This is a genomic window from Variovorax sp. Soil_C_19 (assembly GCF_057657255.1).
The window spans coordinates 85,561-109,469 of record NZ_JBDGIV010000001.1 but is presented as its reverse complement, the minus strand read 5'-3'; the positions used below and the strand labels follow the sequence as shown (position 1 = coordinate 109,469).

General features: G+C 68.5%; 23 protein-coding genes. 4 read left to right on the top strand and 19 right to left on the bottom strand.

The genetic code is table 11. The features are described from left to right. Positions 1 to 8: 8 nt before the first annotated feature. Genes AC3A6R_RS00515 through AC3A6R_RS00490 form a run of 6 tightly spaced genes read right to left on the bottom strand, consistent with a single transcriptional unit; the run spans position 9 to position 6,622 of the window. A complete protein-coding gene (locus AC3A6R_RS00515) occupies positions 9 to 596 on the bottom strand; it encodes an SRPBCC family protein (protein ID WP_487859779.1) in 588 nt (195 codons plus the stop codon). 34 nt (positions 597 to 630) lie between these two features. Beyond that, complete coding sequence (locus tag AC3A6R_RS00510; RefSeq protein ID WP_487863889.1) at positions 631 to 1,842, bottom strand: vWA domain-containing protein; 1,212 nt, start codon at positions 1,840 to 1,842, stop codon at positions 631 to 633. Between the two features lie 25 nt (positions 1,843 to 1,867). Then, on the bottom strand, positions 1,868 to 2,770 hold the full coding sequence (locus AC3A6R_RS00505; RefSeq protein WP_487863448.1) for an AAA family ATPase: 903 nt from the start codon (positions 2,768 to 2,770) through the stop codon (positions 1,868 to 1,870). 60 nt (positions 2,771 to 2,830) lie between these two features. Continuing rightward, entirely contained in the window at positions 2,831 to 3,622 is a 792-nt protein-coding gene (locus tag AC3A6R_RS00500) for an FAD binding domain-containing protein (protein ID WP_487863447.1), read from the bottom strand. Between the two features lie 50 nt (positions 3,623 to 3,672). Beyond that, positions 3,673 to 6,111 carry a xanthine dehydrogenase family protein molybdopterin-binding subunit gene (locus AC3A6R_RS00495; RefSeq protein ID WP_487863446.1) on the bottom strand — a complete coding sequence of 813 codons (2,439 nt, stop codon included), beginning with the start codon at positions 6,109 to 6,111 and terminating at the stop codon, positions 3,673 to 3,675. Positions 6,112 to 6,124: 13 nt separating this feature from the next. Continuing rightward, positions 6,125 to 6,622 carry a (2Fe-2S)-binding protein gene (locus AC3A6R_RS00490; RefSeq protein ID WP_487859775.1) on the bottom strand — a complete coding sequence of 166 codons (498 nt, stop codon included), beginning with the start codon at positions 6,620 to 6,622 and terminating at the stop codon, positions 6,125 to 6,127. 180 nt (positions 6,623 to 6,802) lie between these two features. Between AC3A6R_RS00490 and AC3A6R_RS00485 the strand changes: the two genes are divergently transcribed. Further along, complete coding sequence (locus AC3A6R_RS00485) at positions 6,803 to 7,930, top strand: helix-turn-helix domain-containing protein (RefSeq protein ID WP_487863445.1); 1,128 nt, start codon at positions 6,803 to 6,805, stop codon at positions 7,928 to 7,930. Between the two features lie 3 nt (positions 7,931 to 7,933). On the opposite strand, the gene AC3A6R_RS00480 is transcribed toward AC3A6R_RS00485, so the two are convergent. From AC3A6R_RS00480 to AC3A6R_RS00465, 4 genes are all read right to left on the bottom strand, one after another. Next, positions 7,934 to 8,311 (bottom strand): nuclear transport factor 2 family protein, encoded by a 378-nt coding sequence (locus AC3A6R_RS00480; protein WP_487863444.1) that lies wholly within the window; start codon positions 8,309 to 8,311, stop codon positions 7,934 to 7,936. 110 nt (positions 8,312 to 8,421) lie between these two features. Beyond that, a complete protein-coding gene (locus AC3A6R_RS00475; protein ID WP_487863443.1) occupies positions 8,422 to 9,258 on the bottom strand; it encodes an ABC transporter substrate-binding protein in 837 nt (278 codons plus the stop codon). Continuing rightward, the gene (locus AC3A6R_RS00470) at positions 9,255 to 9,935 is read right to left on the bottom strand and encodes an ABC transporter ATP-binding protein (protein ID WP_487863442.1); all 681 of its coding nucleotides are present in this window, start codon (positions 9,933 to 9,935) and stop codon (positions 9,255 to 9,257) included. The genes AC3A6R_RS00475 and AC3A6R_RS00470 overlap by 4 nt, the downstream gene beginning before the upstream one ends. Before the next feature lie 14 nt (positions 9,936 to 9,949). Beyond that, positions 9,950 to 10,705, bottom strand: coding sequence for an ABC transporter permease (locus tag AC3A6R_RS00465; protein ID WP_487863441.1), 756 nt, complete (start codon positions 10,703 to 10,705; stop codon positions 9,950 to 9,952). A gap of 231 nt (positions 10,706 to 10,936) precedes the next feature. Here AC3A6R_RS00465 and AC3A6R_RS00460 point away from each other — a divergent pair, with 231 nt between their 5' ends. Further along, a complete protein-coding gene (locus tag AC3A6R_RS00460; RefSeq protein ID WP_487863440.1) occupies positions 10,937 to 11,851 on the top strand; it encodes an MBL fold metallo-hydrolase in 915 nt (304 codons plus the stop codon). Between the two features lie 15 nt (positions 11,852 to 11,866). Here AC3A6R_RS00460 and AC3A6R_RS00455 read toward each other — a convergent pair whose 3' ends face one another. The 7 genes from AC3A6R_RS00455 to AC3A6R_RS00425 all read right to left on the bottom strand — a co-directional run bounded on the left by AC3A6R_RS00455 (position 11,867) and on the right by AC3A6R_RS00425 (position 19,330). Further along, a complete protein-coding gene (locus AC3A6R_RS00455) occupies positions 11,867 to 13,342 on the bottom strand; it encodes a M81 family metallopeptidase (RefSeq protein ID WP_487863439.1) in 1,476 nt (491 codons plus the stop codon). Then, on the bottom strand, positions 13,339 to 14,595 hold the full coding sequence (locus tag AC3A6R_RS00450) for a Zn-dependent hydrolase (RefSeq protein WP_487863438.1): 1,257 nt from the start codon (positions 14,593 to 14,595) through the stop codon (positions 13,339 to 13,341). Before AC3A6R_RS00450 ends, AC3A6R_RS00455 begins: the two co-directional genes overlap by 4 nt. A gap of 28 nt (positions 14,596 to 14,623) precedes the next feature. Beyond that, the gene (locus AC3A6R_RS00445) at positions 14,624 to 15,334 is read right to left on the bottom strand and encodes an ABC transporter ATP-binding protein (RefSeq protein WP_487863437.1); all 711 of its coding nucleotides are present in this window, start codon (positions 15,332 to 15,334) and stop codon (positions 14,624 to 14,626) included. Positions 15,335 to 15,506: 172 nt separating this feature from the next. After that, a complete protein-coding gene (locus AC3A6R_RS00440) occupies positions 15,507 to 16,274 on the bottom strand; it encodes an ABC transporter ATP-binding protein (RefSeq protein WP_487859766.1) in 768 nt (255 codons plus the stop codon). Beyond that, positions 16,271 to 17,230 (bottom strand): branched-chain amino acid ABC transporter permease, encoded by a 960-nt coding sequence (locus tag AC3A6R_RS00435; RefSeq protein WP_487863436.1) that lies wholly within the window; start codon positions 17,228 to 17,230, stop codon positions 16,271 to 16,273. Before AC3A6R_RS00435 ends, AC3A6R_RS00440 begins: the two co-directional genes overlap by 4 nt. A gap of 5 nt (positions 17,231 to 17,235) precedes the next feature. Beyond that, the gene (locus tag AC3A6R_RS00430) at positions 17,236 to 18,096 is read right to left on the bottom strand and encodes a branched-chain amino acid ABC transporter permease (protein WP_487859764.1); all 861 of its coding nucleotides are present in this window, start codon (positions 18,094 to 18,096) and stop codon (positions 17,236 to 17,238) included. Positions 18,097 to 18,121: 25 nt separating this feature from the next. Continuing rightward, positions 18,122 to 19,330 carry an ABC transporter substrate-binding protein gene (locus AC3A6R_RS00425; protein WP_487863435.1) on the bottom strand — a complete coding sequence of 403 codons (1,209 nt, stop codon included), beginning with the start codon at positions 19,328 to 19,330 and terminating at the stop codon, positions 18,122 to 18,124. Positions 19,331 to 19,516: 186 nt separating this feature from the next. On the opposite strand from AC3A6R_RS00425, the gene AC3A6R_RS00420 reads away from it, so the two are divergent. Beyond that, positions 19,517 to 20,302, top strand: a complete 786-nt coding sequence (locus AC3A6R_RS00420) for a FadR/GntR family transcriptional regulator (RefSeq protein WP_487863434.1) — start codon at positions 19,517 to 19,519, stop codon at positions 20,300 to 20,302. Positions 20,303 to 20,320: 18 nt separating this feature from the next. Here the strand turns inward: AC3A6R_RS00420 and AC3A6R_RS00415 are convergent, their stop codons facing one another. Both AC3A6R_RS00415 and AC3A6R_RS00410 read right to left on the bottom strand, forming a co-directional pair. Continuing rightward, complete coding sequence (locus AC3A6R_RS00415; RefSeq protein ID WP_487863433.1) at positions 20,321 to 21,331, bottom strand: DUF6929 family protein; 1,011 nt, start codon at positions 21,329 to 21,331, stop codon at positions 20,321 to 20,323. A gap of 143 nt (positions 21,332 to 21,474) precedes the next feature. Next, positions 21,475 to 22,410: a LysR family transcriptional regulator gene (locus tag AC3A6R_RS00410; RefSeq protein ID WP_487863432.1), complete on the bottom strand. Its 936-nt coding sequence runs from the start codon at positions 22,408 to 22,410 to the stop codon at positions 21,475 to 21,477. Between the two features lie 92 nt (positions 22,411 to 22,502). Here AC3A6R_RS00410 and aptA point away from each other — a divergent pair, with 92 nt between their 5' ends. Then, the gene (gene aptA, locus AC3A6R_RS00405) at positions 22,503 to 23,858 is read left to right on the top strand and encodes an omega-aminotransferase AptA (protein ID WP_487863431.1); all 1,356 of its coding nucleotides are present in this window, start codon (positions 22,503 to 22,505) and stop codon (positions 23,856 to 23,858) included. Positions 23,859 to 23,909 lie beyond the last annotated feature (51 nt).

The window sequence follows — 23,909 nt, the reverse complement described above, 5'->3', positions numbered from 1 at the left end:
CTTCGCCCCTAGCTCGCCGCGTCAGGCGTGTCGCTGCCGTCCTTCTTGCCCAGGCCGATCTTCTTCATCAAGCCCGACACCATGCCGGCCTTTTCGGCCGGCGCTTCGGCGGCACCTTCCGCGGGCGGCGCACCGTAGCGGCTTTGCATCTCGGCATCGAAGCGCTTGAAGAAGTCGTCGGCGGTGGACTTGGCGGCGCCGTCGATCAGCCGCTGGCCAAGCTGCGCGATCTTGCCGCCGACCTGTGCCTGCACCGTGTAGTCGAGCTCGCAGGCCGCATCGCCGGCGGCGCCGCCATCAACCGGCCGGAGCGTCACGCTCGACGATCCCTTGGCAAAACCCGCTACGCCGCCCTGCCCTTCGAACGCGAGCTTGTAGCCGTCGGGGGCGACGATGTCGGTGAGCATGACCTTGCCGCTGAACTTGGCCGACACGGGGCCGATCTTGAGCGCCAGCGCCACGCTGTACTGGTTGTCGCCGGTGGCTTCGAACTTGTCGCAGCCCGGAATGCACTTCTTGAGCGTCTCGGGGTCGTTGAGCGCTTCCCAGGCCTGTTGTTGCGTCACGCCGAGGCGGCGGTTGCCGAGCATTTCCATGGTGGTTTCCTTTGGGGTTCTTCGCTTCTTCCGGTCAGCGGCCGGAGCGCATCAGGGCCGCGAGGCTGGCGGCCAGCTGTTCGAGGGCATTCAGATTGTGGACCGCCCACATCGCATCCGCATGGCGGTGCAGCACGGCGGCCCCACGCGCCAAGGGGGCGTAGCCCTCGAAGCGCAGCAGCGGGTTGAGCCACAGCAGCCGGCGCGAATGGCGCTTGAGCCAGAGCAGCTCGTGGTCGAGCACGGCCGGTTCGCCGGTGTCGAGCCCGTCGCTGATCACCAGCACCAGCGTGCGCCGCCCCGTCAGCCGGCGCGCATGCGTTCGCCGGAGTTCGGCCAGCGAACTGCCGAGCCGGGTGCCGCCCGCGAAGTCGTCGATTGCCAGGCTCGCGGCCGAGAGCATCGCGTCGGTGTCGGCCACGCGGAACGCCGGCGTGAGATCGGTGAGTCCGGTGCCGAAGGCGAACACGTCGCGCCGCCCGGCGCGCCGCGTGGCGGCATGCAGGAAGGCCAGCAGCAGCCGCGCGTAGCGCTCCATCGAGCCCGACACATCGACCAGCACCAAAAGCGGCAGCGGCTCTTCGCGCCGCGTGAGCCGCGGCAGGCGCAGGATCTCGCCGCCGGTGCGCGCGGCCTCTTGCAGCACGCCGGGCCAGTGCATGCGCGCATGCGCTCCCGCCTGGCCGGTCGCGCGCAGCCGGCGCGAAGGCAGCAGGGGCACGGGCAGCGTGACCTCGCGCGCGAGCCGCTCGACCAGCCGGTATTCCGAGGCGCCGAGCGCATTGAAGTCGGCGTGCTGCAGCCGATGCCGGTCGCTGGCCGTCATGGCGGCGTCGAACTCGATCTCCTTGTCCGGCGGGGCCGCCGCAGCCGGCTTCACCGCATCGCGCGGCGGGCTCAGGGCTTCGCGCACGCGCGGGCGCCGCTTCGACGGCTCGGCCTTGCCTTCGGCGCTCGGCAGCATCTGGGCCAGCAGCTTGTTGGCCAACTCGGGGTCGCGGAACCAGGCATCGAACAGCTCGCGGAACACCATGCGGTCCTGCTCGCGGCTCACCATGACGGCCTCCATGGCGGCGCCAAGATCACGCCGGCTCTCCACGCCGACCAGCGTCGCGGCTTCGGCGGCCAGCGCGATGCGCATCGCATCGGTGCGCACGCCCGCGCGGCGCAGCGCGCGGCCGAAGGCCGTGATGTTGCCGGCCAGCTTGCCGGTGCGGGCGTCGCCTAGCTGCTGCATCGGGCGAATCGGGCGGACATCACGGCGCCCGCGTTCATGCGCCGGCCTCTTCCTCCGGCCGCAGCGCATCGGCGGCCAGTTCGTGCGTGAGCGCGGCCACGTCGTCGCGCTGCTTGAACAGGATGCCGGCAGTGTCGACCACCACCTCGGGGTCGAGCTCGACCGTGTCGAGCGCGATCAGGGCGCGTGCCCATTCGACGCTCTCGGCAATGCCCGGCGCGCGCTGGAACGCGTTGACGAAAGGCGCATCGCGCAGCCGCGCGACGAAGGCGGCCACCTGGGCCGAGAGCTTCTCGCCGGCCTCGGGCACCTGGGCCCGAACGATCGCCAGCTCGCGCTCGCGCTCGGGGTAGTCGAGCCAGTGGTAGAGGCAGCGCCGCTTGACCGCGTCGTTGAGCTCGCGCGTGCGGTTGCTCGTGAGGATGGTGACCGGCGGCACCACGGCGCGCACGGTACCGAGCTCGGGAATGCTGACCTGGTACTCGCCCAGGTATTCGAGCAGGAAAGCCTCGAAGGGCTCGTCGGCGCGGTCCACTTCGTCGATCAGCAGCACTGCGCCGGGCATCGGGGTCTGCAGTGCCTGCAGCAGGGGGCGGCGGATCAGGTAGTGCGGCTGGTAGACCTCGGACTCCACATCCCGGGCAGCGCCCGCAGCTTCGGCCGCGCGCATATGTAGCAATTGCGCGGCGTAGTTCCATTCGTAGAGCGCCTCGCGTTGTTCCAGGCCGTCGTAGCACTGCAGCCGCAGCAGCGCGCGGCCCAGCGCCTTCGACAAGGCCTTGGCAAGCTCGGTCTTGCCGACGCCGGGCTCGCCCTCGAGCAGCAGCGGGCGCTGCAGCTTGAGCGCGAGGAACACCGCGGTGGCCAGGCGCCGGTCGGCGAAGTAGCCGGCCTGCACCAGGCTGTCGGAAAGGGCGTCGATGGAGGCGAAGGTCATGGCAAAGGGTAGCGCAGGCTGCCGGACGCAGGGGTCTCGAACAGGCAGCCGAAGGTCTCGTCAGCCCAGCGCCCGCGCCACCGCCCTCTGGGTCAGCACGCTGATCAGGTTCGCGCGGTAGGCCGCCGACGCGTGCAGGTCGCTGTTGAGTTCGCTCGCGTCGATCTTCACTGCGGCCGCCGCCGCGGGCGTGAAGCTCTGGTTCAGCGCACCCTCGAGCCCCGCGTGGCGGAACACACCGTTGCCGGCACCGGTGACGGCCACGCGCACGCCGCCGTCGTACTGCGCGAGGAACACGCCGACGAGCGGAAAGTGCGAGGCCTTCTGGCGCAGCTTTTCGTATACCGCGCGCTTCGGGACCGGGAAGCGGATGGCGGTGATCAGCTCGTCCTCCTCGAGCGCCGTGGTGAAGAGCCCGAGGAAGAAATCGTCGGCGGCAATCTCGCGCTTCGACGTGACGACGGTCGCACCGGAGCCGAGCACCGCGCTCGGGTAGCAGGCGGCCGGGTCGTTGTTGGCCACCGAACCGCCGATGGTGCCCATGGCGCGCACCTGCCGGTCGCCGATGCGCGCGGCCAGGTCGGCCAGCGCCGGGTAGGCGGCCTTGACGTCGGCATGGTTCGCCACCTCGATGTGGCGCGACATCGCACCGATGGTGATCGTGTCGCCGTCCTTGCGGATGCCGGTGAGTTCGCGGACGCCGCCGAGGTCGACGAGCTGCTCGGGCGCGGAGAGCCGCAGCTTCATGGAGGCCAGCAGGGTCTGCCCGCCTGCGAGCGGCTTGGCGCCCGCCGCGGCGAGCCGGACCGCATCGGCCACGGTGGTCGGCTGTTCGAGTGTGAAGGCGTACATGGTGGGGTTCCTTCTTTTCGTGCTTCTTTTCTTGTCGGTTCTTGCGGTGTTCAGGGCGCGGGGCGGCCCTGGGTGCTGGCGGCGAGCGAAGGCGCCTGCACGTCCTGCGGGTTGCCGCCCTTCTGCATCGCTTCCCAGACCCGGTTCGGCGAAGCGGGCATGTCGAAGTCCTTCACGCCGAGCGGCGCCAGCGCATCGAGCACGGCATTGATCACGGCCGGCGGCGAGCCGATCGCGCCGGCCTCGCCGCAGCCCTTGGTGCCGAGCGGATTGTGGGTGCAGGGCGTGCAGACGGTGTCGAGCTTGAACTGCGGGAAGTCGCCCGCGCGCGGCATCGCGTAGTCCATGAAGCTGCCGGTGAGCAATTGCCCCGTCTCGTTGTCGTAGACGCAGTTCTCGAGCAGCGCCTGGCCGATGCCCTGCACCAGCCCGCCATGCACCTGGCCCTCGACGATCATCGGGTTGATGATGGTGCCGAAGTCGTCCACCGCGGTGAAGCGGTCGACCTTCACTTCGCCGGTCTGCTTGTCGATCTCGACCTCGCAGATGTAGGTGCCGCCCGGAAAGGTGAAGTTGGTCGGGTCGTAGAAGGCGGTTTCGTTGAGGCCGGGCTCGAGCTTGTCGAGCGGATAGTTGTGCGGCACGTAGGCCGTGAGCGCGACCTGTCCGAACGGGATCTTCTTGTCGGTGCCCTTGACGGTGAACTCGCCATTGGCGAACTCGACGTCGGCGTCGCTCGCCTCCATCAGGTGCGCCGCGATCTTCTTGGCCTTGGTCTCGATCTTGTCGAGCGCCTTCATGATGGCCGCGCCGCCCACCGAAATGGAGCGCGAGCCGTAGGTGCCCATGCCGAAGGGCACGCGGCCGGTGTCGCCATGCACCACGTCGACGTTCTCTACCGGAATGCCGAGCCGCGCCGCGACGACCTGCGCGAACGTGGTCTCGTGGCCCTGGCCGTGGCTGTGCGATCCGGTGAATACCGTCACGCTGCCGGTCGGGTGCACGCGGATCTCGCCGCATTCGAACAGGCCCGCGCGCGCGCCGAGCGCACCCGCGATGTTCGACGGCGCGAGGCCGCAGGCCTCGATGTAGCTCGAGTAGCCGATGCCGCGCAGCTTGCCTTGGGCCTCGGTCGCCGACTTGCGCTCGGCGTAGCCGTCGACGTCGGCGAGCACGCGGGCCTTGTCCATGCACGCATGGAAGTCGCCGGTGTCGTACTGCAGCGCCACGGGCGTCTGGTACGGGAAGCTGGAGACGAAGTTGCGCTTGCGGATCTCGTCCTGCCCGAGGTTCATTTCCCAGGCGCAGCGCGACACCAGGCGCTCGAGCAGGTAGGTGGCCTCGGGCCGCCCCGCGCCGCGGTAGGCGTCGACCGGCGCGGTGTTGGTGAACCAGGCATCGACTTCGACGTAGATCTGCGGCGTGGTGTACTGGCCCGCGAGCAGCGTGGCGTACAGGATGGTCGGCACCGCGGTCGAGAAGGTCGACAGGTAGGCGCCGAGGTTGGCGTCGGTGTGCACGCGCATGGCCAGGAACTTGCCGTCCTTGTCCATTGCCATCTCGGCGTGGCTCACATGGTCGCGGCCATGCGCATCGGACAGAAAGCACTCCGAACGCTCGGCCGTCCACTTGATGTTGCGGTTGAGCTGCTTGGCGGCCCAGGTCAGGCACACGTCCTCGGCATAGAGAAATATCTTCGAGCCGAAGCCGCCGCCCACGTCGGGTGCGATCACGCGCACCTTGTGCTCGGGCAGGCCCAGCACGAAAGCCGTCATCAGCAGGCGCTCGACGTGCGGATTCTGGTTCGACACGTAGAGCGTGTAGTCGTCGGTGCCCCGGCTGTAGCTGCCGATCGCCACGCGCGGCTCGATCGGATTCGGAATCAGCCGGTTGTTGACCAGGTCGAGCTTCGTGACGTGCGCCGCATTGGCGAACACCGCATCGACCGCGGTCTTGTCGCCCAGCGCCCACTTGTAGCACTGGTTGTCGGGCGCCTCGTCGTGCAGCGTGACGCCGCCGGCCTTCTTGGCGGCATCGGCCACGCTCACGAGCGCGGGCAGTACGTCGTAGTCGACCACCACGGCCTCGGCGGCATTCTTGGCCTGCTCCACCGTCTCGGCCACCACCATGGCCACATGGTCGCCCACGTAGCGCACCTTGTGGATCGCGAGGATCGGGTGCATTGGCTCCTTCATCGGGGTGCCGTCGGGGTTGTTGATGAGCCAGCCGCAAGGCAGCCCGCCCATCTTGCCCTCGATGTCCTTGCCGCTGAAGATGCCGACCACGCCGGGCATCTTCAGCGCCTCGGCCGTGTCGACCGACTTGACGACCGCATGGGCGTGCGGCGAGCGCACGAAGACCGCGTGGCTCTGGTTGGCCAGCGTGATGTCGTCGGTGTAGTTGCCCGCGCCGGTCAGGAAGCGATAGTCTTCCTTGCGCCGCAGCGCCTCGCCGATGTGGGGTAGGTTCGAGAAGTCGGAAGCACCCATGATGTCGCTCCCTTCAGGCCGAAGCCGTGGTCTTGACCGGGGTGCCCGAGGCCATGGCCTCGCCGCCCATCTGCACCGCCTTGACGATGTTCTGGTAGCCGGTGCACCGGCACAGGTTGCCGTCGAGCAGCTCGCGGATCTCCGATTCACTCGACTTGGGATGGTGCGTGCACAGGTCGATGGCGCTCATCACCATGCCGGGGGTGCAGAAGCCGCACTGCAGGCCGTGGCATTCCTTGAAGGCGGCCTGCATCGGGTGCATGGTGCCGTCGGGCTCGGCGATGCCCTCGATGGTGGTGATCTCGGCACCGGCCGCCTGCGCCACGAGGATGTTGCACGACTTGACCGCGCGGCCGTTGAGGTGGATGGTGCAGGCGCCGCACTGGGCCGTGTCGCAGCCGACGTGGGTGCCGGTCAGGTGGAGATGCTCGCGGATGGCGTGCACGAGAAAGGTGTTGGGGGGTGCGTCGACCGTGACCTGACGGCCGTTGACCGTGAAAGCTACCTGCATGTGGCTGTCTCCGTTGAAGGTGATGGCTGGTTCAGCGAAAGGCATCTTGGATGCCGGCCACGTGCACTATCCTAGGCAAAACCCTCAGCGCTTGCGCCACGGGCGCGAAATTCTCAAAATGAAACAGCTTGCGGCCGGCAAGCGCTCCCCACGACGCCCCTCCCCGCGTAAACCAGAACGATGTCCGCTCCGATCGCCCCGCACCTGACCGAGCGTTCGCTCGCCATTGCCGAGGCGCGCCGGGCCCTGATCCACGGCCAGGCCCGCGCGCCGGTACGCATCGAGCCCTGGATCGCGCGCTCCTGGCAGCGCTGCATGGAGGCCGGGCGCCAGCCGCAGCAACGCGTGAGCTTCGATCCGGTCGGCCAGTCGGCCATCCGCGACGTGGCCGAGCGCAACCGGGCGCTCATGGCGGCGGCGCGGCCGGTGATCGAGCGGCTGTCGCGCGCCATTGCCGACACACGCTATTTCGCGGTGCTGACCAATGCCGAGGGCATCGTGGTCGACGTGGGCGCTCTGCCCGACGGCGCCGACGACAGCGCCCGCTATGCGCGCAACATCGGCCGCATCGGCGTGGACCTGTCGGAGCGCGCCATCGGCACCAGCGCCATCAGCACCGCGCTGGCCGAGCAGGAGGCGGTGTGGCTGCACCGTGGCGAGCACTTCTTCGAGGACACCAGCGTCTACAGCTGCGCCGGCGCCCCGCTCTTCGGCCCGCAGGGCGACTGCATCGGCATGCTCGACCTGACCGGCGTGCAGGTGGCCGAACGGCCCGAGCTGCGCCACCTGGCCATGCTGTCGGCGCGCAGCATCGAGAACCTGCTGGTGCTGAATCAGCCCTGCGAGATGCGCCTGCACCTGTCGTGGCCCGGCTGTCCGCCCAGCGAGGCGACCGAAGGCCTGCTGTGCGTCGATGCCGAGGGCGGCGTGATCGGCGCCAATGCCGCCGCGCGGCAGATGCTGCACGAGCCGCTCGGTCGCAGCCCCCAGGCGCCGCTGCACTGCAGCGACCTGTTCGCGCTGCCGCTGCAGATGCTGCTCGATGCCGCACGGCGCGGCGACGCGGTGCTCGAAGCCCCGCTCTGGTCGGGGCTGCGCGTGCAGGTGCGGCCGCAGCGCGGCGGCGGCAAGCACCCGCCGGAGCCCGTTGCCGAATCGCGGCCCCGGCTGCGCGATGTGGAGACCGCGCTGATCCGCAAGGCCGTGGCCGACGCCCGGGGCAACGTGGCCGAGGCTGCACGTGCGCTCGGCATCAGCCGTGCCACGGTCTACCGCAAGCTGTGGCGCGGGCGCTCGGCTTCGCGCTGAGGCTCAGGCGCTCGCGGGAACCTTGTCGAGAAACCCGGTCACGGCGTGCAGCTTGCCCGCCTCGAGCTGTGCAAAGTCGGTGCCCTGGATCATGTCCTCGGCCTCGCTCGGTCCCAGGGTCCACGAAAAGCGCAGGTTATCGCCGTGGGACTGCGCTTCGCCGAGCAGCTTGAAGCGGAAGCCCGGAAAGCGATGCTGCACCGCACCGACCAGTGCGCCGATCTGCTCGCGGCCGCTGGCCTGCGCCATGGGATCGACATAGCGTGCATCGGCGGTCCAGCCCGAAGCGATGAGTTCAGCCCGGCGTGCGACGTCGGTTTCGTTCCAGACATCGATGTAGCGCTGGGCGATGGCGGTGGCGTCGTGGGCGGCGGTGTTCATGGTGCGTGTCCTTTCGAGGTCGATGCCCGCAACGTCGCGGGGTGAAAGGATGGTCGCGCCGCGCGCGTTTGGCGTCGATGACCTCGGAGGTCATGGCGCGCCGGCGCCGCTCAGTTGGCCGAGGCGTTCGGGAAGAAGAGCTGCTCCCCGCCGATCTTGTAGCCCGCGATCGTGTCCTGCCCGGCCGGCGAGATCACCCAGTCGACGAACTTCTGCGCGCCCCGGCTGTTGAGCGATGGAAACTTCGCCGGGCTCACGACCATCACGCCGTACTGATTGAACAGGCGCTTGTCGCCCTCGACCAGCACCGCCAGGTCGGCGCGGTTCTTGAAGCTGAGCCAGGTGCCGCGGTCCGCGAGCACATAGCCGCCCGAGGAGGCCGCGATGTTCAGCGCCGGGCCCATGCCGCAGCCGCACTCCTTGTAGCCGCTGCCCTTGCGCTCGTTCGGCACCGGCTGGCCCGCTTCGGCCACGCCGGCCTGCGTCCAGAGGCGGCGCTCGGCCGCGTCGGTGCCGCTCTTGTCGCCGCGCGAGACGAAAGGCGCATTCGCCGCGGCGATCTTCTTCAGCGAGGTGGCGATGTCCTTGCCCTTTGCGCCCGCCGGGTCGGCCTTCGGGCCCACGAGCACGAAGTCGTTGTACATCACCGGATAGCGCCTGACGCTGAAGCCTTCGGCCACGAACTTCTCCTCGGCCGCGGCGTCGTGCACGAACAGCACGTCGGCATCGCCGCGCCGCGCCATGTCGATGGCCTGACCGGTGCCCACCGCCACCACCTTGACGTCGATGTTGCTGGCCTTCATGAAGGCCGGCAGCAGGTGCGAGAACAGGCCCGACTGCTCGGTGGACGTGGTCGAGGCCATGGTGATGGTCTCGGCGTGTGCGGCGGCCGCAGCCGCCGCGAACATGGCCAGCGCGGCCGCAAGGTGCTTGAAAGACAGGTTCATGCCAACTCTCCTTTGACGAACAGGCGGGCCTCTTCCGGCAGCGGCCCATGAAAGAAATCGTGCACCGGCAGGTCGGCCAGGATGCGGCCGTGCTCGAGGTAGACCACGCGCGTGGCGAGCCGCTTGACCTGCCCCAGGTTGTGGCTCGCGAACACCAGCGTGCGGCCGCTCGCGGCCTCGGCGATGAGCGACTCGACCTCGCGCTTGGCGGTCGGGTCGAGGCTGGCCGTGGGCTCGTCGAGCAGCAGCACCGCCGGATGCAGCGCCCAGGCGCGCGCCAGCGCGACGCGCTGCTGCTGCCCGCCCGACAGCGCGCGCGCATTGCGCTCCGCGAGGTCTTCGAGGCCCACGCGCGCGAGTGCCGGCAGGGCTGCACGGCGCGCCTCGCGCCAGCGCATGCCGCGCAGCCAGAGCGCCAGCGCCACGTTGGTGGCGACCGAGGCGCGCAGCATGTGCGGCCGCTGGAACAGCATCGCCTGCTGGCGGCGCGGCACCGCGCCCGCCAGGCTGCCCGCCACGTGCGGCACCAGCCCATGAAGCAGGCGCAGCAGCGTGGTCTTGCCGCTGCCGTTGGCGCCGATCAGCGCCACCCGCTCGCCCGCATGGATGCGCAGCGTGGCGCCCTGCAGCGCCACGACCCGCCCCAGGCGCACGTCGACGCCCTTCAGTGAGAACACGGCCGCATCCGCGATCACGAGCGCGCCTCCGCACGCCAGGCCGGCGCCGCGGCGCCCGGGCCTGCGCCGCCGTCGATCCGCTCGCGCCAGCCGCGCAGCGCCGCGATCGCGAGGTTGAGCACCAGTACCACGCCCAACAGCACCAGCCCGAGCGCGAGCGCCAGCGGCAGGTCGCCCTTGCTGGTCTCGAGCGCGATGGCGGTGGTCATCACGCGCGTGAAGCCGTCGATGTTGCCGCCCACGATCATCACCGCGCCCACCTCCGAGACCGCGCGCCCGAAGGCCGCGATCAGCACCGTGAGCAGCGCGTAGCGTTCATCCCATGCCAGCAGCAGCGCCCGCACCAGCGGCCGCGCGCCGAGCGAGCGCAGCTGCTCGCCGTGCGCGCGGTCGGTGTCCTCGATGGTCTGCCGCGTGAGCGCCGTCACCACCGGCAGCACCAGCACCGTCTGCGCCAGCACCATGGCCTGGAACGAGAACAGCCAGCCCAGGAAGCCGAGCGGGCCCGAGCGCGACAGCAGCAGGTAGATCACCAGCCCGACCACCACCGAAGGCAGCGCCAGCAGCGTGTTCAGCAGCGTCAGCAGCGCGGCCCGCCCGCGGAACCGCGCCACGCCGAGCCAGGCGCCGAACAGCAGCCCGAAGCCACAGGCCAGCACGCAGGCACTGGCGCTGACCGCGAGCGAGCGCCCGACGATGGTCAGCAGCATCGGGTCGCCGTCGGCGAGCAGGTGCCAGGCCGCGACGGCACTTTGCGCGAAGGTGTTCATGCAGCGGGCTTCATGGGAGGCGTGGGAAGGCGCCGCAGTATCGGGGGGCAGCTCGAGTTACCTATGTAAAGGATTGCATAAGGCGGCCTCCGGCGATCGAATTTGGACAGGCCCCTCGCGGGTGCGCCTCTCTCCACCTGGCTCTACGCGCCGATCCATCGTGGACCTACCGCTGCCTCGGCCCGCACTCGAAGATCCCCATGGCCCTCTACAACTGCCAAGGATGTTCCGATGTTCAGCTTCTCCAAATCGCTTGCGATCTCTTTCACATGGTTGGCTTTCGCGTACGGCAGCAATGCGTCCGCACAATCCCGTTCCTGGGAGTTTCTGGAGAACAACAACAACGTCATCAAGGCGCAGCGAGAGGGTGGTTCAGCGACGGCGGCCGGTGACGTGACCCTGGACTTCTTCGGCCACATGGCATTCAGGATCACCTCGCCGAAAGGCACGACGATCGTCATCGATCCGTGGCGAAACGATCCGTCCGGCGCCTGGGGTGCATGGTTCCCGAAGGAATTTCCCGAGGTGCCGGCGGACATGGTGCTGTCCACGCACGCGCACTTCGATCACGACGCGGTGCATCGCGTCCATGCCGCCGCGACACTGGAGCGTCTTGCAGGCACGCTCAGCATCGGCGACGTATCGGTGACGGGCCTCGCGGACAAGCACCAGTGCCGTGCACCGGGCTGGTACAAGTGGACCGACGTGGGCGCCGAGTTCGGGCAGGATTTTTGCGCCTCGTCGAATGCCATGCACATGGACAACGTCATTCAGGTGATCAGCACCGGTGGACTGCGCATCGCACATTGGGGAGACAACCGGCCGGAGCCGGCCCCTCATGTGATGGAGGCATTGAAGGGGGTCGACGTGCTGATACTGCCGATCGACGAGTCGCACCACATCCTGAGTGAAGAGCAGATCCTGAAGATCGTAAAGATCATCCAGCCCAAGATTGTCATCCCGGCGCACTACTACACCAAAGGGGCGTCCAGTGTGCTGACCACGTTGGGGAGTGCCGACAGATGGGTGAGCAAGCAGTCGAATCCGGTGATGCTGAATTCCTCGAGGCTCGTCCTCAACGCCGAAAGCGTCAAAGACATGCGAGACCGAACCCACTATTTCGGCTACAACTTCGCCACCAAGTAGGCACGCTCGCTGGCCTCAGACCGCGTCGAGCGGAAATACGGGCCTGCGCACCTTCGAGAACGGGAACAGCCCGTAGTCCGAGCTCGTCACGCCCCGGCTGTCGCACTCGACCAGCCCGGCGGCGATCGGCTCGAACACGGGCCGGCAGTACATGCGCGACTTGAGCAGCAGAAAGCGCTCGGTACGCGGATCGAGCCCCGTGCATTCGAAGACGCCGAGGTCCCACGGCTCCTGCGTGCGCTCGGTCACGACGATGCGCGCGGCGCCGGTGTCGAACAGCACGGTGCGGCCCATGCTGCTGCGCTGCCCGGTGTAGGTGGGACCGGTGATCACGTACTCGCCATTGCAGACGGTGCGCACCACGCCGGTCAGCACCACGGGCGGCGCCGACCGGCCGATGCCCGCGAGCGAAACCTTGTTGCCGAGCGCCACCGTGGCCGTGGCGCCCTCGCCCGCCGCGACCAGCGCGGCCACGGCTTCGGGGTCGCAGAGCGGGCCCACGCCGATGCCGGCCAGCCCCTGCGCCAGCGCTTCCTGCAGCACGTCCATCGTGTCGCAGCTGCCGCCCGACATGCAGTTGTCGCCGTGGTCGAGCAGCAGCACCGGGCGCGTCGCGCCGTCGGCGAGCCGTTTCGCGCGCGCGACCGATTCGGCCAGCGGCTCGCTGCGGTAGACGAACGCCTCGCGCTCGGCCCACATCTGCGCGGCGATGCGGTCGGCGGTGGCCTGCGCGCGCTCGGGCGACTGCGCGTCGACCGCCACCACGCTCATGCAGGGCGCCTCGATGTCCGACAGCGAGAAGCCCGCGAAGATCGACACCGCGAGCGATTCGCCCGCGCCCTCGGCAGCGCGCGCGGCCTCGATCGCGCGCTGCATCGCGCCCACGAACGAGGCGCTGCGCAGCGTGTGCGCCATCAGCGGCAGCCCGTGCCAGCGCATCGCGGGCCGGCTGCGCCCCGCGAGCAGGTCGAACAGCAGGCGGCCCGCGTGGGCGCCGGTCTCGTACATGTCGACGTGCGGATAGGTCTTGAAGCCGACGATCACCTCGGCGTTGCCGACCATTGCCGGCGTCACGTTGGCATGCAGGTCGAGCGCGACGCCGATCGGCACGCCCGGGGCCGCGGCGCGCAGGCGCAGCAGCAGGTCGCCCTCGCCGTCGGCGCTGTTCTCGGCCACCATCGCGCCGTGCAGGTCGAGCAGGATGGCGTCGCAGCCCGGCGCCGCATCGACGATGCTCTGCGTGAGCGTGGTGTAGGCCTCGGCATCGACCGGCCCGCTCGGGTTGGCCGAGGCCGACACCGGCGTGACAACCTCGGCGCCCGCCTGCTCGGCCAGGTCGATGAAGGCCGACATCGCGGTTCGCATGCCCTTGTTGTCGCGATAAGCCTGGGCGCCGAACGTGGGGCCCTCGGGCCCGAAGGCCGAAAGCGGCGTGGGCACCGGCGAGAAGGTGTTGGTCTCGTGGTTGAGGCGCGCGATCAGCACTTTCATGATGCGGCCACTCCCGCGCTCTGCAGCATCGCCTGGAGCAGCACGTTGCAGCCGGCCTCGAGGTGCGCGGCTTCGGCGTCCTCGATCTCGTTGTGGCTGATGCCGTCGCGGCAGGGCACGAAGATCATGGCGGCGGGGCACACGCGCGCGAGGTACACCGCATCATGGCCCGCACCGCTGATCACGTTCATCGCGCTCAGGCCCTGCACTTCGGCCGCCTCGCGGATCGCCGACACCAGCGCGGGCGTGAAGGGCTGCGGCGGGAAATAGACGACCTGTTCGACCGTGGCCTCGACCCGGCCCTTGGCGGCGATGCGCTGCACCGCGTCCTTGAATGCGGCGTCCAGGGCCGACAGCACCGCGTCGTCGGCCGCGCGCAGGTCGACGCTGAGCTTCACGCGGCCGGGGATCACGTTGCGCGAGTTGGGGTAGTTGTCGATCCAGCCGACCGTGCCGCGCGCGTGCGGCGCATGGGCGAGCGCGATGCGGTTCACTTCGACCACGAGTTCGGCGGCCGCGAGCAGCGCGTCGCGGCGCAGTTCCATCGGCGTGGGGCCCGCATGCGCCTCCATGCCCTGCAGCACCACGTCGTACCAGCGCTGGCCGAGCGCACCCTCGACCACGCCGATCACGCGCTCGTTGGCCTCGAGCACCGGGCCCTGCTCGATGTGCGCCTCGAAGTACGCGCCCACAGGCGACGCGGCGGCCGAGGCCGGTGCATCGCCCGCATAGCCGATGGCCGCGAGCGCTTCGGCCACGCTGATGCCGTCGTTGTCGCGCTGGGCCAGCGCATGCTCGAGCGTGAAGGCGCCGGCGAACACGCCCGAGCCCATCATCACGGGCACGAAGCGCGAGCCCTCCTCGTTGGTCCACACGGCAATCTCGAGCGGCGCTTCGGTGACGATGCCCGCGTCGTTGAGGCTGCGGACCACCTCGAGCCCGGCCAGCACGCCGTAGTTGCCGTCGAACTTGCCGCCCGTCGGCTGGGTGTCGATGTGGCTGCCGGTCACCACGGGCGGCAGCGCGTCGTCGCGGCCCGCGCGGCGCGCGAAGATGTTGCCGATGCGGTCGACGCGCACTTCGCAGCCGGCCTCGCGCGCCCAGCGCACGAAGAGGTCGCGGCCCTGGCGGTCAAGGTCGGTCAGCGCGATGCGGCAGACGCCGCCCTTTGCGGTGGCGCCCAATTGGGCCAGTTCCATCAGCGACTGCCAGAGGCGCTCGCCGTCGATGCGGATTTCGGTGTGGGGTGTCATGGTGTTCGAAGAATGGAAGTGCGGAACCTCAAGCAAGGCCCACGCCCAGGTAGCGGTCCTTCACCTTGTGGTCGGCCATGAAGGCCGCATTGCCGGCCTCGTGCACGACCACGCCCTGCTCCAGGATGTAGTGGCGGTCGGCCAGCTGCACGCAGACCTCGAGGTTCTGCTCGACCAGCAGGATCGCCACGCCAGCCGCCTTGATGGTCTTGAGCTGGGCGACGATCTCTTCGACGATGACCGGCGCGAGGCCTTCGACGGGCTCATCGAGGATCAACAAACGCGGGTGGTTCATCAGCGCACGGCCGATCGCGAGCATCTGCTGCTCGCCGCCCGAGAGCTGGCCGCCGCCGTTGCGCCGCCGCTCCTTCAGCCGCGGGAAGATGCGGTACACGTCGCCCAACTGCCAGCGCGAGTCGCGCCGCTGGCCGAGCATGAGGTTCTCTTCCACCGTCAGCAGCTTGAAGATGCCGCGGTGCTCGGGCACCAGGCACACGCCGCGCTGCGCGATCCGGTGCGCCGGCTGGCCCGCGACGTCCGCACCCTGGAAGCGCACGCGCCCGCCGCTCGGCGTGACGGCGCCCGCAATGCTCTTGAGCGTGGTCGATTTGCCCGCGCCGTTGCGGCCCAGCAGCGTGACCAGCTCAGCCTCGCCGACCGTGAGCGACACGCCCTGCAGCACATGGCTCTTGCCGTAGTGGGCGTGCAGGGACTCGACTTCGAGGATGTTCGCGCTCATCGGGTCGCCTCCGTTCCCCGAGAATCGGCCATGGCCTGGCTGCTGCCCCCTCTCCCCTTGGGGAGAGGGCTGGGGTGAGGGCCAGCGGCGACGGCAGGGGCAGTGCATGTGCGAAGGCCGTTGCCCTCACCCCTGCCCTCTCCCCAGGGGGAGAGGGAGCAAGAAACGGCGCTCATGCTTTTCCTCCGGTGATCATGTTGCCCAGGTAGGCGCTGCGCACGCGCGCATCGGCGCGGATGTCGCCCGGCAGTCCTTCGGCGAGCACGCGGCCCAGTTGCATCACCGTCACGGTGTCGGAGATGTCCATCACGATGTTCATGTTGTGCTCGATCAGCACCACGGTGTGCGCGTCGCGCAGCCCGCGGATCAGCTGCTTCATGTCGTCGAGGTCGTCGATGCCCATGCCCGAGGTCGGTTCGTCGAGAAAGATCGCCTTGGGTCGGGCGGCCAGCGCCATGCCCACCTCGAGGCGGCGCTGCTGGCCGTGCGACAGTGCGCCGGCCGGCGTGTCGGCCATGCGCTCGAGGCCGACGCGCTGCAGCACCTCGTCCACCGTCTGCGTGCAGGCACGCTCGCCGACCGGCGCGCGCCAGCAGTTCATGGCCTGGCGCGGCGCCACGCCCTGCGCGGCCACGCGAAGGTTCTCGCGCACCGCGAGGCTCGCGAACAGGCTCGTGACCTGGAACGAGCGCGCCATGCCGCGCTGCACGCGCCGGTGGTCGGGCTCGCGCGTCACGTCGTGGCCATCGAACAGGATGCGCCCGCCCGTGGTGGTACCGGTGCCCGTCAGCATGTGGAACAGCGTGGTCTTGCCCGCGCCATTGGGCCCGATCACCGAGTGCACGGTGTTCGCCCTGATCTTCAGGTCGACGCCGCCGAGCGCGGCGAACTTGCCGTAGTGCTTGGTGACGCCGATCGCTTCGATGAGCACCTCGCTCATGCTTTTTCCCCTTGTGCGTCGGGCAACCGGGCCGCAGGCGGTGCCTTGCGGAACACGCGCCGCCAGGCGCCTTCGCCCAGGCCCCAGAGCCCGCGCTGCATGCCAATGCTCACCGCGATCAGCAGCAGCCCCAGCAGCAACAGCCAGCGCGGCCAGAGCGTCGAGAGCCAGTCGGCCAGCAGCACGTAGAAGGCCGACCCGAGCACCGAGGCGAAGAGGTTGCCGGTGCCGCCGATCACGGTGATGACCAGGATCATCTCGCTCGTGTGGTACTCGGCGTTCGACAGCGGTGCGATGCCGGTCATCATCGCGTGCAGGCCGCCCGCCAGGCCGGTGACAGCGCCCGAGATCACGAACGCCAGCAGCTTGAAGCGCCGCAGGTTGTAGCCCGCGGCAGCGGCGCGGTCCTCGTTGTCGCGGATGGCCAGCAGCGTGCGACCGAACACCGAATCGGTCACGCGCAGCAGCAGGCCGAACGCGATGAGGAACATCACGGCCACGAAGGCGTAGTACTTCCAGGGGGTGTCCATGAAGGCGGGGCGCGGCACGTCGAGCAGGCCGTTGTCGCCGCCCGTCAGGCCCGAGGCCGTGTAGGCCACGAAATAGAACATCTGCGCGAAGGCCAGCGTGAGCATCACGAAGTAGGTGCCGCGCTGACGAATGGCGACCCAGCCGACCACCGCCGCGCCCAGCGCGCCCATCGCAATGGCCGCGGGCAGTGCCAGCGGCATCGGCAACGCAAGCCGCGTGAGCAGGATGGCGATGGTGTAGCTGCCCAGGCCGAAGAAGATGCCTTGGCCGAACGACAGCAACCCGGTGTAGCCCAGCAGCAGGTTGCAGCCCAGCGCGGCCAGCGCGTAGATCAGCACCTCGCTCGCGAGCGAACCCGAGCGCAGCACCAGCGGCAGGCCCGCGGCGACGATCAGCGCCAGGAGAAACGTCATTTTTTTCGACATGGCGGTCAAGCCCTCCGGCCGAGCAGGCCATGTGGACGAAGCAGCAGCACGGCGCCCATCGCGATGTAGATCATCAGGCTCGCGCCCGGCGGCCAGAGGGTGCTCATGAGGCTCTGCACGATGCCGATCAGCAGGCCGCCCACCAACGCGCCGCCGAAGCTGCCGAGCCCGCCGATCACCACCACCACGAACGCCACGCCCAGCGCCTCGACGCCCATGAACGGTTCGGCACCGCGGATCGGCGCGGCCAGCACACCGGCCAGTGCGGCCGTGGCCGCGCCGAGCGCGAACACCAGGCTGAACACGCGGAACACGTTGATGCCGAGCAGCGACACCATCTCGGTCGATTCGCTGCCCGCGCGCACCGCGCTCCCCAGCCGCGTGCCTTCGAGCACCCACCACAGCAGCACCGCGAGAACGGCCGTGAAGCCGATCACGAACAGCCGGTACTTCGGGTAGATGAAGCTGCCCCACATCACCACGCCCTGCAGCAGGTCGGGCGTCGGCACGCTGTTGCCCAGCGGCCCCCAGACGACGATGACGATCTCCTGCACCGCGAGCGCGAGCCCCACGGTCACGAGGATGTGGAACTCGTGCGGCTTGGCATACACGCGGCGCAGCAGCAGCTTTTCAGCCAGCCAGCCGAGCGCACCGACGAACACCGGCACCACCACCAGCGCGAGCCAGAAGTCGAGCCCCCACTGCATCACCTGGAAGCAGAGGTAGGCGCCCAGCAGGTAGAACGCCCCGTGCGCGAAGTTGACGAAGCGCAGCAGGCCGAACACGATGGACAAGCCAACGGCCAGCAGGAAATACAGCATCCCGATGCCGATGCCGTTGATGGTCTGGAGCAGGTAGACGGACATGGGGCGCGTCGGTTTCCTTGCGTGCTCAGCCCAGCTTGCAGCCGGTCTTGTCGGGGGCCAGGAACGACTTGCCCGAACTCACCACGTCCACGTAGTCGGCCGCATCCTTCATCTTCGACTTGGCCTTGCCCTTGAGCAGGTAGTAGTCCTTGATGACCTGGTGGTCGGCCTTGCGGATTTCCTCGGCACCCGTGAGGCCGTCGTACTTCAGGCCTTCGAGCGCCGCGATCACGGCCTTCTGGTCGACGTTGCCGGCCTTGACGATGCCGTCGATCAGGATCTTGGTGCACACGTACGAGCCCGCGAGGCTGTAGTTGGGCACGATCTTGAGCTTGTCGGCCGTGCGCTTGACCAGGTCCTTGTTGAGCGCCGAGTCGACCGTGTGCCAGTACTGCGCGCCGAAGTACACGCCGTCGCAGAGGTCGGCGCCGAGTTCGTCGAACTGCTCCAGCCCCGACGCCCAGGCGATCAGGATCGTCATGTTCTTGTGCATGCCGAAGCTCACCGCCTGGCGCAGCGCCGCCGACGACTGCGCGCCGAAGTTCAGCAGGAGCAGCACGTCGGGCTTGGCGGCCAGCGCGTTGGTGAGATAGCCGCTGAACTCCTTCTCGTTGAGCGAGTGGTAGCTGTTGCCCACGTGCTCGATGCCCTTCTCCTGGAAGATGTTCTTGGCGGCGCTGAGCAGGCCTTCGCCGAACACGTATTGCGGCGTGATGGTGTACCAGCGCTTGGCCTTCGGCATGCTCGCGATCAGCGGGCGCACTGTCTGCTCGACCGCACCGAAGGTGGGCACCGACCAGCGGAAGGTGGCCGGGTTGCAGTCCTTGCCGGTGATCTCGTCGGCGCCCGCGGTGGTGATGAACACGCCGCCGGCCTTCTCGGCCTCCTTGCCCATGGCGAGCGCCTCCGACGACAGGATGCCGCCGGCAAAGAACTTGGTGCCCTGCTGCTGCAGCGCTTCCTGCACCTTGCGCACGGCGGTGGCCGGCTTGCCCTCGGTGTCGAGCACGGTGTAGGCGAGCGGACGCTTGAGCACGCTGCCGTACTGCTCGATCGCGAGCTTCATGCCCAGGTCGGCGTACTTGCCGTTGGCCGCGAAGGCGCCCGACATCGGCACCGGGCAGCCGAAGCGGATCGCCTCGGCCGACTGGGCCCAGGCGGCACGGCCGCCCAGCAGGGAGGCGGCGGGCGCGGCCGAGAGGGCGGCGAGCTGAAGAAGGTGTCTGCGTTGCATGGAGTTCTCCGGTCGGGGTGAAGTGAGAGAGGGTGCTGCGTCGAATCGCAGCAATTTAAGCGGATAAATAGGATTAATATGCTGGTAAAAACCCGCTAGCAATGCGCGTGCCAAAATCGGCAGCGACCGAATCCGATACCTGCTCGCACATTGCTTTTCCCTCTCGCAAGGACTTCTTTCTCACGCATGAAACCGCAGGACGCCAGGAGCTTCGGGCAGCGCCGCCCCAAGCGGCAAAAGCTGTCAGACGTCATCGTCGAAGACGTCAAGCGCTGGATCGTGGCCGAGCGCAAGCAGCCCGGCGATCGGCTGCCGAACGAGAAGGAGCTGATCGAGCTGTTCGGCTATTCGAAGAGCACGGTGCGCGAGGCGCTCAAGGCGCTGGAGGTGCGCGGCCTGGTGGCGATCCGCACCGGCCCCGGCGGCGGCGCCTACCTGCAGCAGGTGTCGGTCGAGCATGCGTCGGAGCCGCTGCGCAACTTCCTGCACTTCCATCACCTCGACGGGCACCACATCTACCAGCTGCGCAAGGCGCTCGAACCAGAGCTCGCGGTGAGCGTGGTGGGGCGGCTCACGCCCGAGAACTTCGAGCAGCTCGAGGCCAACGTGCGCCTGTGCACCATCGAGCCGACCAACGAAGACGAGCTGCGCACCCAGCGCGAGGCCGAACTCGCTTTTCACACCCTGCTGGCCGAGCGCTGCCCCAATCCGGTGCTCTCGTTCATGTGCCGCTTCCTCAATGACCTGCTGCGCGACCTGGTGGTCTACAAGAAGGCGCTCGACCACCACCACTTCGGCGAGACCAACGTGGACTACCACACGCAGCTGCTCGCGGCCTACCGCAAGGAGGATGCGGACGAGGTGCGCCGGCTCATGGCCGAGCACATGGTCGACGCCGAGGCCCACATGCACGAGATGGAAGCGCACATCGGGGCGAAGCATTTGCTGCTGCCCAGTGGGGGACAGCGGTAGGCGCGCAGGCCCGCGTGGTCAGCGTCGCTGCGCGGACTTCAGGGTCAAGACGACATCGAAGAACTCGCTCGTGCCGTCGTCGTTGTCGCTGACCAAGGCCGCCGTGGCCTGGCGCGGCTCCGTGTGCGTCAGCGCAATGGATTCCACCTTGGTCTTGAGTGGCACCCCGCCCTTCGACAGCAGGCGCTGCGCGCGTTGGGTCAGGTCGAGCGGCGCGCCATCGTCCAGCTCGGACAGCGGAATCAACCCCAGGAAGCTGCCGAGCACCGCGCCATCGTCGTAGGCGTTGTCGGTTCCCTCGACCGAGGCGCTGTAGACCAGGCTGTCGATCTCGGGCCAGTGGTCGGCGCCCGAGAGCCCTGCCTCGCGTCCCCCTAGCCGCGGCAGCTGCACCACGTACCGGCGGATGTCGGCGATGCGGCTCGCCTGGCCGGTCATGTAGGCCATGAGGTCGGCGAGCGTCACCTTGAAGAGCATGTTCTGCCCGGCGTTGCCCCGATTGAAGAAGTAAACCGCGTCAAGGGCCACCGCCACGGCCTCGATGTTGACCGTCTGGCCGGCCTCGAAGCCCGCGAGGGCGGCGAAGTCGCGATAGAGCCCGGCCATGTCCCGCACATGGGCGACAGACTTGCCACTCACGGCAACCAGCAGGCCCGTTTCGCGCGTTCCCTGCTTGCTGCCCGAGCCCAGGATCAGGTTCCAGACGACCCCATTCCATGTGACCGTGGTCATCGCTTCATGGTCGGGCTTGATGTTTTTGGCAATGCGGCCGTTCTTCTTGAGCGGATAGTCCTGCAGCAGGGTCTTGTCGACGATCGCGAATTTGCGGTTCAGCTCGAACAGATAGGGCGAATCGTCACCCACGACGAAGTACTTCCCCGCATGCCAGGTCATGCCCGAACCGGACGGAAGCGCTTTGCTGACCACCGGGTCGGTGGCTTGAACGCCGATGTCCGCGGCATGCGAACTCGAAGCGAAAGCCGCCAGCACGAGCGAGGCGGTGAAGGTCTTGTAGCGCGGGATGGGCATCTGTGGGAGCTGGCGAACGGGTCTGTCGCGCGGTTTCTGGAGGGAGCGCAAGCCTAATCCAGGCTCTGGCCGCAGCCCGAAAAGAAGGCGTCCACCGCGTGATGTATGCACGCTTTTGTTTTACTTTCTGCACGACATCGCATTCAGCAATGCGCCTCCTCCAGGCACGCTTGAAACGCCAGCACCGCCCGCGACGGCTTCGGCGACCTGCGCAGCAGGCTCACGAACCGGCACGCATAGTTGAACCGCGCCGGCAGCACGGCCTGCATGAGCCCGCGCTGCTCGAACACCTGTGCGTAGTGGTCGGGCAGAAAACCGAGAAAGCGACCCGACAGGATCAGGGTCGCGATCGCCTCCTGGTCGAAGCCCGTGGCCTTGCGCGACAGCTTCGCGCGGTGGCTCAGTTCCATGTTCGGCGAGTGGTAGCCCAGGCCCGCGAAATGATGTTCGCGCAACCGGGCCCAGGTGAGCTTCGCGTGGCTCGCACCGAAGAGCGGATGCCCGGCACCGCAATACAGCAGCATGGTCTCGTCGAACAGGTCGGCATACACCAGGCTCTTCGACGCCCGGTGCGCGGGGATGATGCCGATCTGGAAATGGCCTTCGAGCACGCCCTGCTCGATCGCGTTGATCGAGCCCACGTGCACGGCCAGGTTCACCTCGGGCGCGATCTCGGCAAAGCGCGCGATCGCCTCGCCGATGCGCGCCTTCGGATTGGTCGCTGTCTTGTCGAACAGCGCCACGTCGAGCTGGCCGCCCATGCGGTTGTGGATGTCGTCGATGCTGCCGCGAAAGGCATCGACCGAGGCCAGCAAACGCAGCGTCTCGTCGTACACGCGCTGGCCCTCGGCCGTGAGCGCAAAGCCCGCGCGGCCGCGCCGGCACAGCACCAGGCCGAGCCGCGTCTCGAGGTCCTTGACATGGCGGCTCACCGTGGAGGTGCCGATGTTGAGTTCGAGCTCGGCCGCCGCCATGCCGCCGCAGTCGACCACGCTCCTGAACACCTTGAGCAGGCGCAGGTCCATGTCGCTGAGCTGGCCGAGCACCGCACGACTTCGGCTCTTTTCCTTTACTTGCATGAATCGTCAAGTGAACATTGATATTGCGCCATTCTCCACACTGAAGGCACTATCAACAATCGGCGCATCCACTCACCTCCGGAGCCCGCGCCATGACCCTTGCCACCCCCGCCGCAGATCCCACGCCCGCCCTGCGCACCGACGCCGCCTGGCTCGACGCGCACTGGATGCCCTACACCGGGAACCGCCAGTTCAAGGCCGATCCGCGCATGATCGTGGAAGCCAAGGGCGCCTACTTCACCGACGGCGAAGGCCGCAAGATCTTCGACGGCCTCTCGGGCCTGTGGTGCTCGGGCCTGGGCCACGGCCGCCCCGAGATCACCGAGGCGGTGAGCCGCCAGATCGCGAAGCTCGACTATTCGCCGGCCTTCCAGTTCGGCCATCCGCTGTCTTTCGAGCTTGCCAACAAGCTCAAGGAACTCACGCCCGCGGGCCTGGATTACGTGTTCTTCACGGGCTCGGGTTCGGAGGCCGCGGATACCTCGCTGAAGATGGCGCGCGCCTACTGGCGCACCAAGGGCCTGGCGGGCAAGACGCGCCTGGTCGGCCGCGAGAAGGGCTACCACGGCGTCAACTTCGGCGGCATCTCGGTGGGCGGCATCGCGGCCAACCGCAAGCTCTTCGGCCAGGGCGTGGAAGCCGACCACCTGCCCCACACGCAGATCGCGGCCAACGCCTTCACGCGCGGCATGGCCGAGCACGGCGCCGAGCTCGCCGACCGCCTGCTCGACCTGATCGCGCTGCACGACGCATCGACCATCGCGGCCGTGATCGTGGAACCCTTCGCGGGTTCGGCCGGCGTGGTGATCCCGCCCAAGGGCTACCTGAAGCGCCTGCGCGACATCTGCACTGCCAACAACATCCTGCTGATCTTCGACGAGGTCATCACCGGCTTCGGCCGCTGCGGCGCGCTCACGGGCGCAGAGGCCTTCGGCGTCACGCCCGACATCATGAACGTGGCCAAGCAGGTGACCAACGGTGCGCAGCCGCTGGGCGCGGTGATCGCGAGCAAGGAGATCTACGACACCTTCATGGCGGCCGGCGGCCCCGACTACATGCTCGAGTTCCCGCATGGCTACACCTATGGCGCGCACCCGGTCGCCTGCGCGGCCGGCATCGCCGCACTCGACGTGCTGCAGAAGGAAGACATGATCGGCCGCGCGAAGGCGCTTGCGCCGCACTTCGAGAACGCGGTGCACAGCCTCAAAGGCAGCAAGCATGTGACGGACATCCGCAACTACGGCCTGGCCGCGGGCCTGACGATCGCCGCGCTGCCGGGCGAGCCGGCACGCCGTCCGTACGAGATCGCGATGAACTGCTGGAAGAAGGGCTTCTACGTGCGCTACGGCGGCGACACGATCCAGCTCGCGCCGCCGTTCATCGCCGAGCCGGCCGAGATCGACCGCCTCGTCAACGCGCTGGCTGACGCATTGGCCGAAACGCAATAAAGGGACGCCGCGCACCGCGCGGCGCAGGCCGACACCCGCCGGCGGAGGCGG

Bases quoted from the DNA above. Each gene is read 5' to 3' on its own strand.
- AC3A6R_RS00445 (WP_487863437.1), bottom strand. From the start codon at position 15,334: ATGAGCGCGAACATCCTCGAAGTCGAGTCCCTGCACGCCCACTACGGC.
- AC3A6R_RS00420 (WP_487863434.1), top strand. From the start codon at position 19,517: ATGAAACCGCAGGACGCCAGGAGCTTCGGGCAGCGCCGCCCCAAGCGG.
- AC3A6R_RS00485 (WP_487863445.1), top strand. From the start codon at position 6,803: ATGTCCGCTCCGATCGCCCCGCACCTGACCGAGCGTTCGCTCGCCATT.
- AC3A6R_RS00515 (WP_487859779.1), bottom strand. From the start codon at position 596: ATGGAAATGCTCGGCAACCGCCGCCTCGGCGTGACGCAACAACAGGCC.
- AC3A6R_RS00460 (WP_487863440.1), top strand. From the start codon at position 10,937: ATGTTCAGCTTCTCCAAATCGCTTGCGATCTCTTTCACATGGTTGGCT.
- AC3A6R_RS00430 (WP_487859764.1), bottom strand. From the start codon at position 18,096: ATGTCCGTCTACCTGCTCCAGACCATCAACGGCATCGGCATCGGGATG.
- AC3A6R_RS00410 (WP_487863432.1), bottom strand. From the start codon at position 22,410: ATGCAAGTAAAGGAAAAGAGCCGAAGTCGTGCGGTGCTCGGCCAGCTC.
- AC3A6R_RS00500 (WP_487863447.1), bottom strand. From the start codon at position 3,622: ATGTACGCCTTCACACTCGAACAGCCGACCACCGTGGCCGATGCGGTC.
- AC3A6R_RS00495 (WP_487863446.1), bottom strand. From the start codon at position 6,111: ATGGGTGCTTCCGACTTCTCGAACCTACCCCACATCGGCGAGGCGCTG.
- AC3A6R_RS00505 (WP_487863448.1), bottom strand. From the start codon at position 2,770: ATGACCTTCGCCTCCATCGACGCCCTTTCCGACAGCCTGGTGCAGGCC.
- AC3A6R_RS00475 (WP_487863443.1), bottom strand. From the start codon at position 9,258: ATGAACCTGTCTTTCAAGCACCTTGCGGCCGCGCTGGCCATGTTCGCG.
- AC3A6R_RS00465 (WP_487863441.1), bottom strand. From the start codon at position 10,705: ATGAACACCTTCGCGCAAAGTGCCGTCGCGGCCTGGCACCTGCTCGCC.
- AC3A6R_RS00440 (WP_487859766.1), bottom strand. From the start codon at position 16,274: ATGAGCGAGGTGCTCATCGAAGCGATCGGCGTCACCAAGCACTACGGC.
- AC3A6R_RS00435 (WP_487863436.1), bottom strand. From the start codon at position 17,230: ATGTCGAAAAAAATGACGTTTCTCCTGGCGCTGATCGTCGCCGCGGGC.
- AC3A6R_RS00415 (WP_487863433.1), bottom strand. From the start codon at position 21,331: ATGCCCATCCCGCGCTACAAGACCTTCACCGCCTCGCTCGTGCTGGCG.
- AC3A6R_RS00490 (WP_487859775.1), bottom strand. From the start codon at position 6,622: ATGCAGGTAGCTTTCACGGTCAACGGCCGTCAGGTCACGGTCGACGCA.
- AC3A6R_RS00480 (WP_487863444.1), bottom strand. From the start codon at position 8,311: ATGAACACCGCCGCCCACGACGCCACCGCCATCGCCCAGCGCTACATC.
- aptA (WP_487863431.1), top strand. From the start codon at position 22,503: ATGACCCTTGCCACCCCCGCCGCAGATCCCACGCCCGCCCTGCGCACC.
- AC3A6R_RS00455 (WP_487863439.1), bottom strand. From the start codon at position 13,342: ATGAAAGTGCTGATCGCGCGCCTCAACCACGAGACCAACACCTTCTCG.
- AC3A6R_RS00425 (WP_487863435.1), bottom strand. From the start codon at position 19,330: ATGCAACGCAGACACCTTCTTCAGCTCGCCGCCCTCTCGGCCGCGCCC.
- AC3A6R_RS00450 (WP_487863438.1), bottom strand. From the start codon at position 14,595: ATGACACCCCACACCGAAATCCGCATCGACGGCGAGCGCCTCTGGCAG.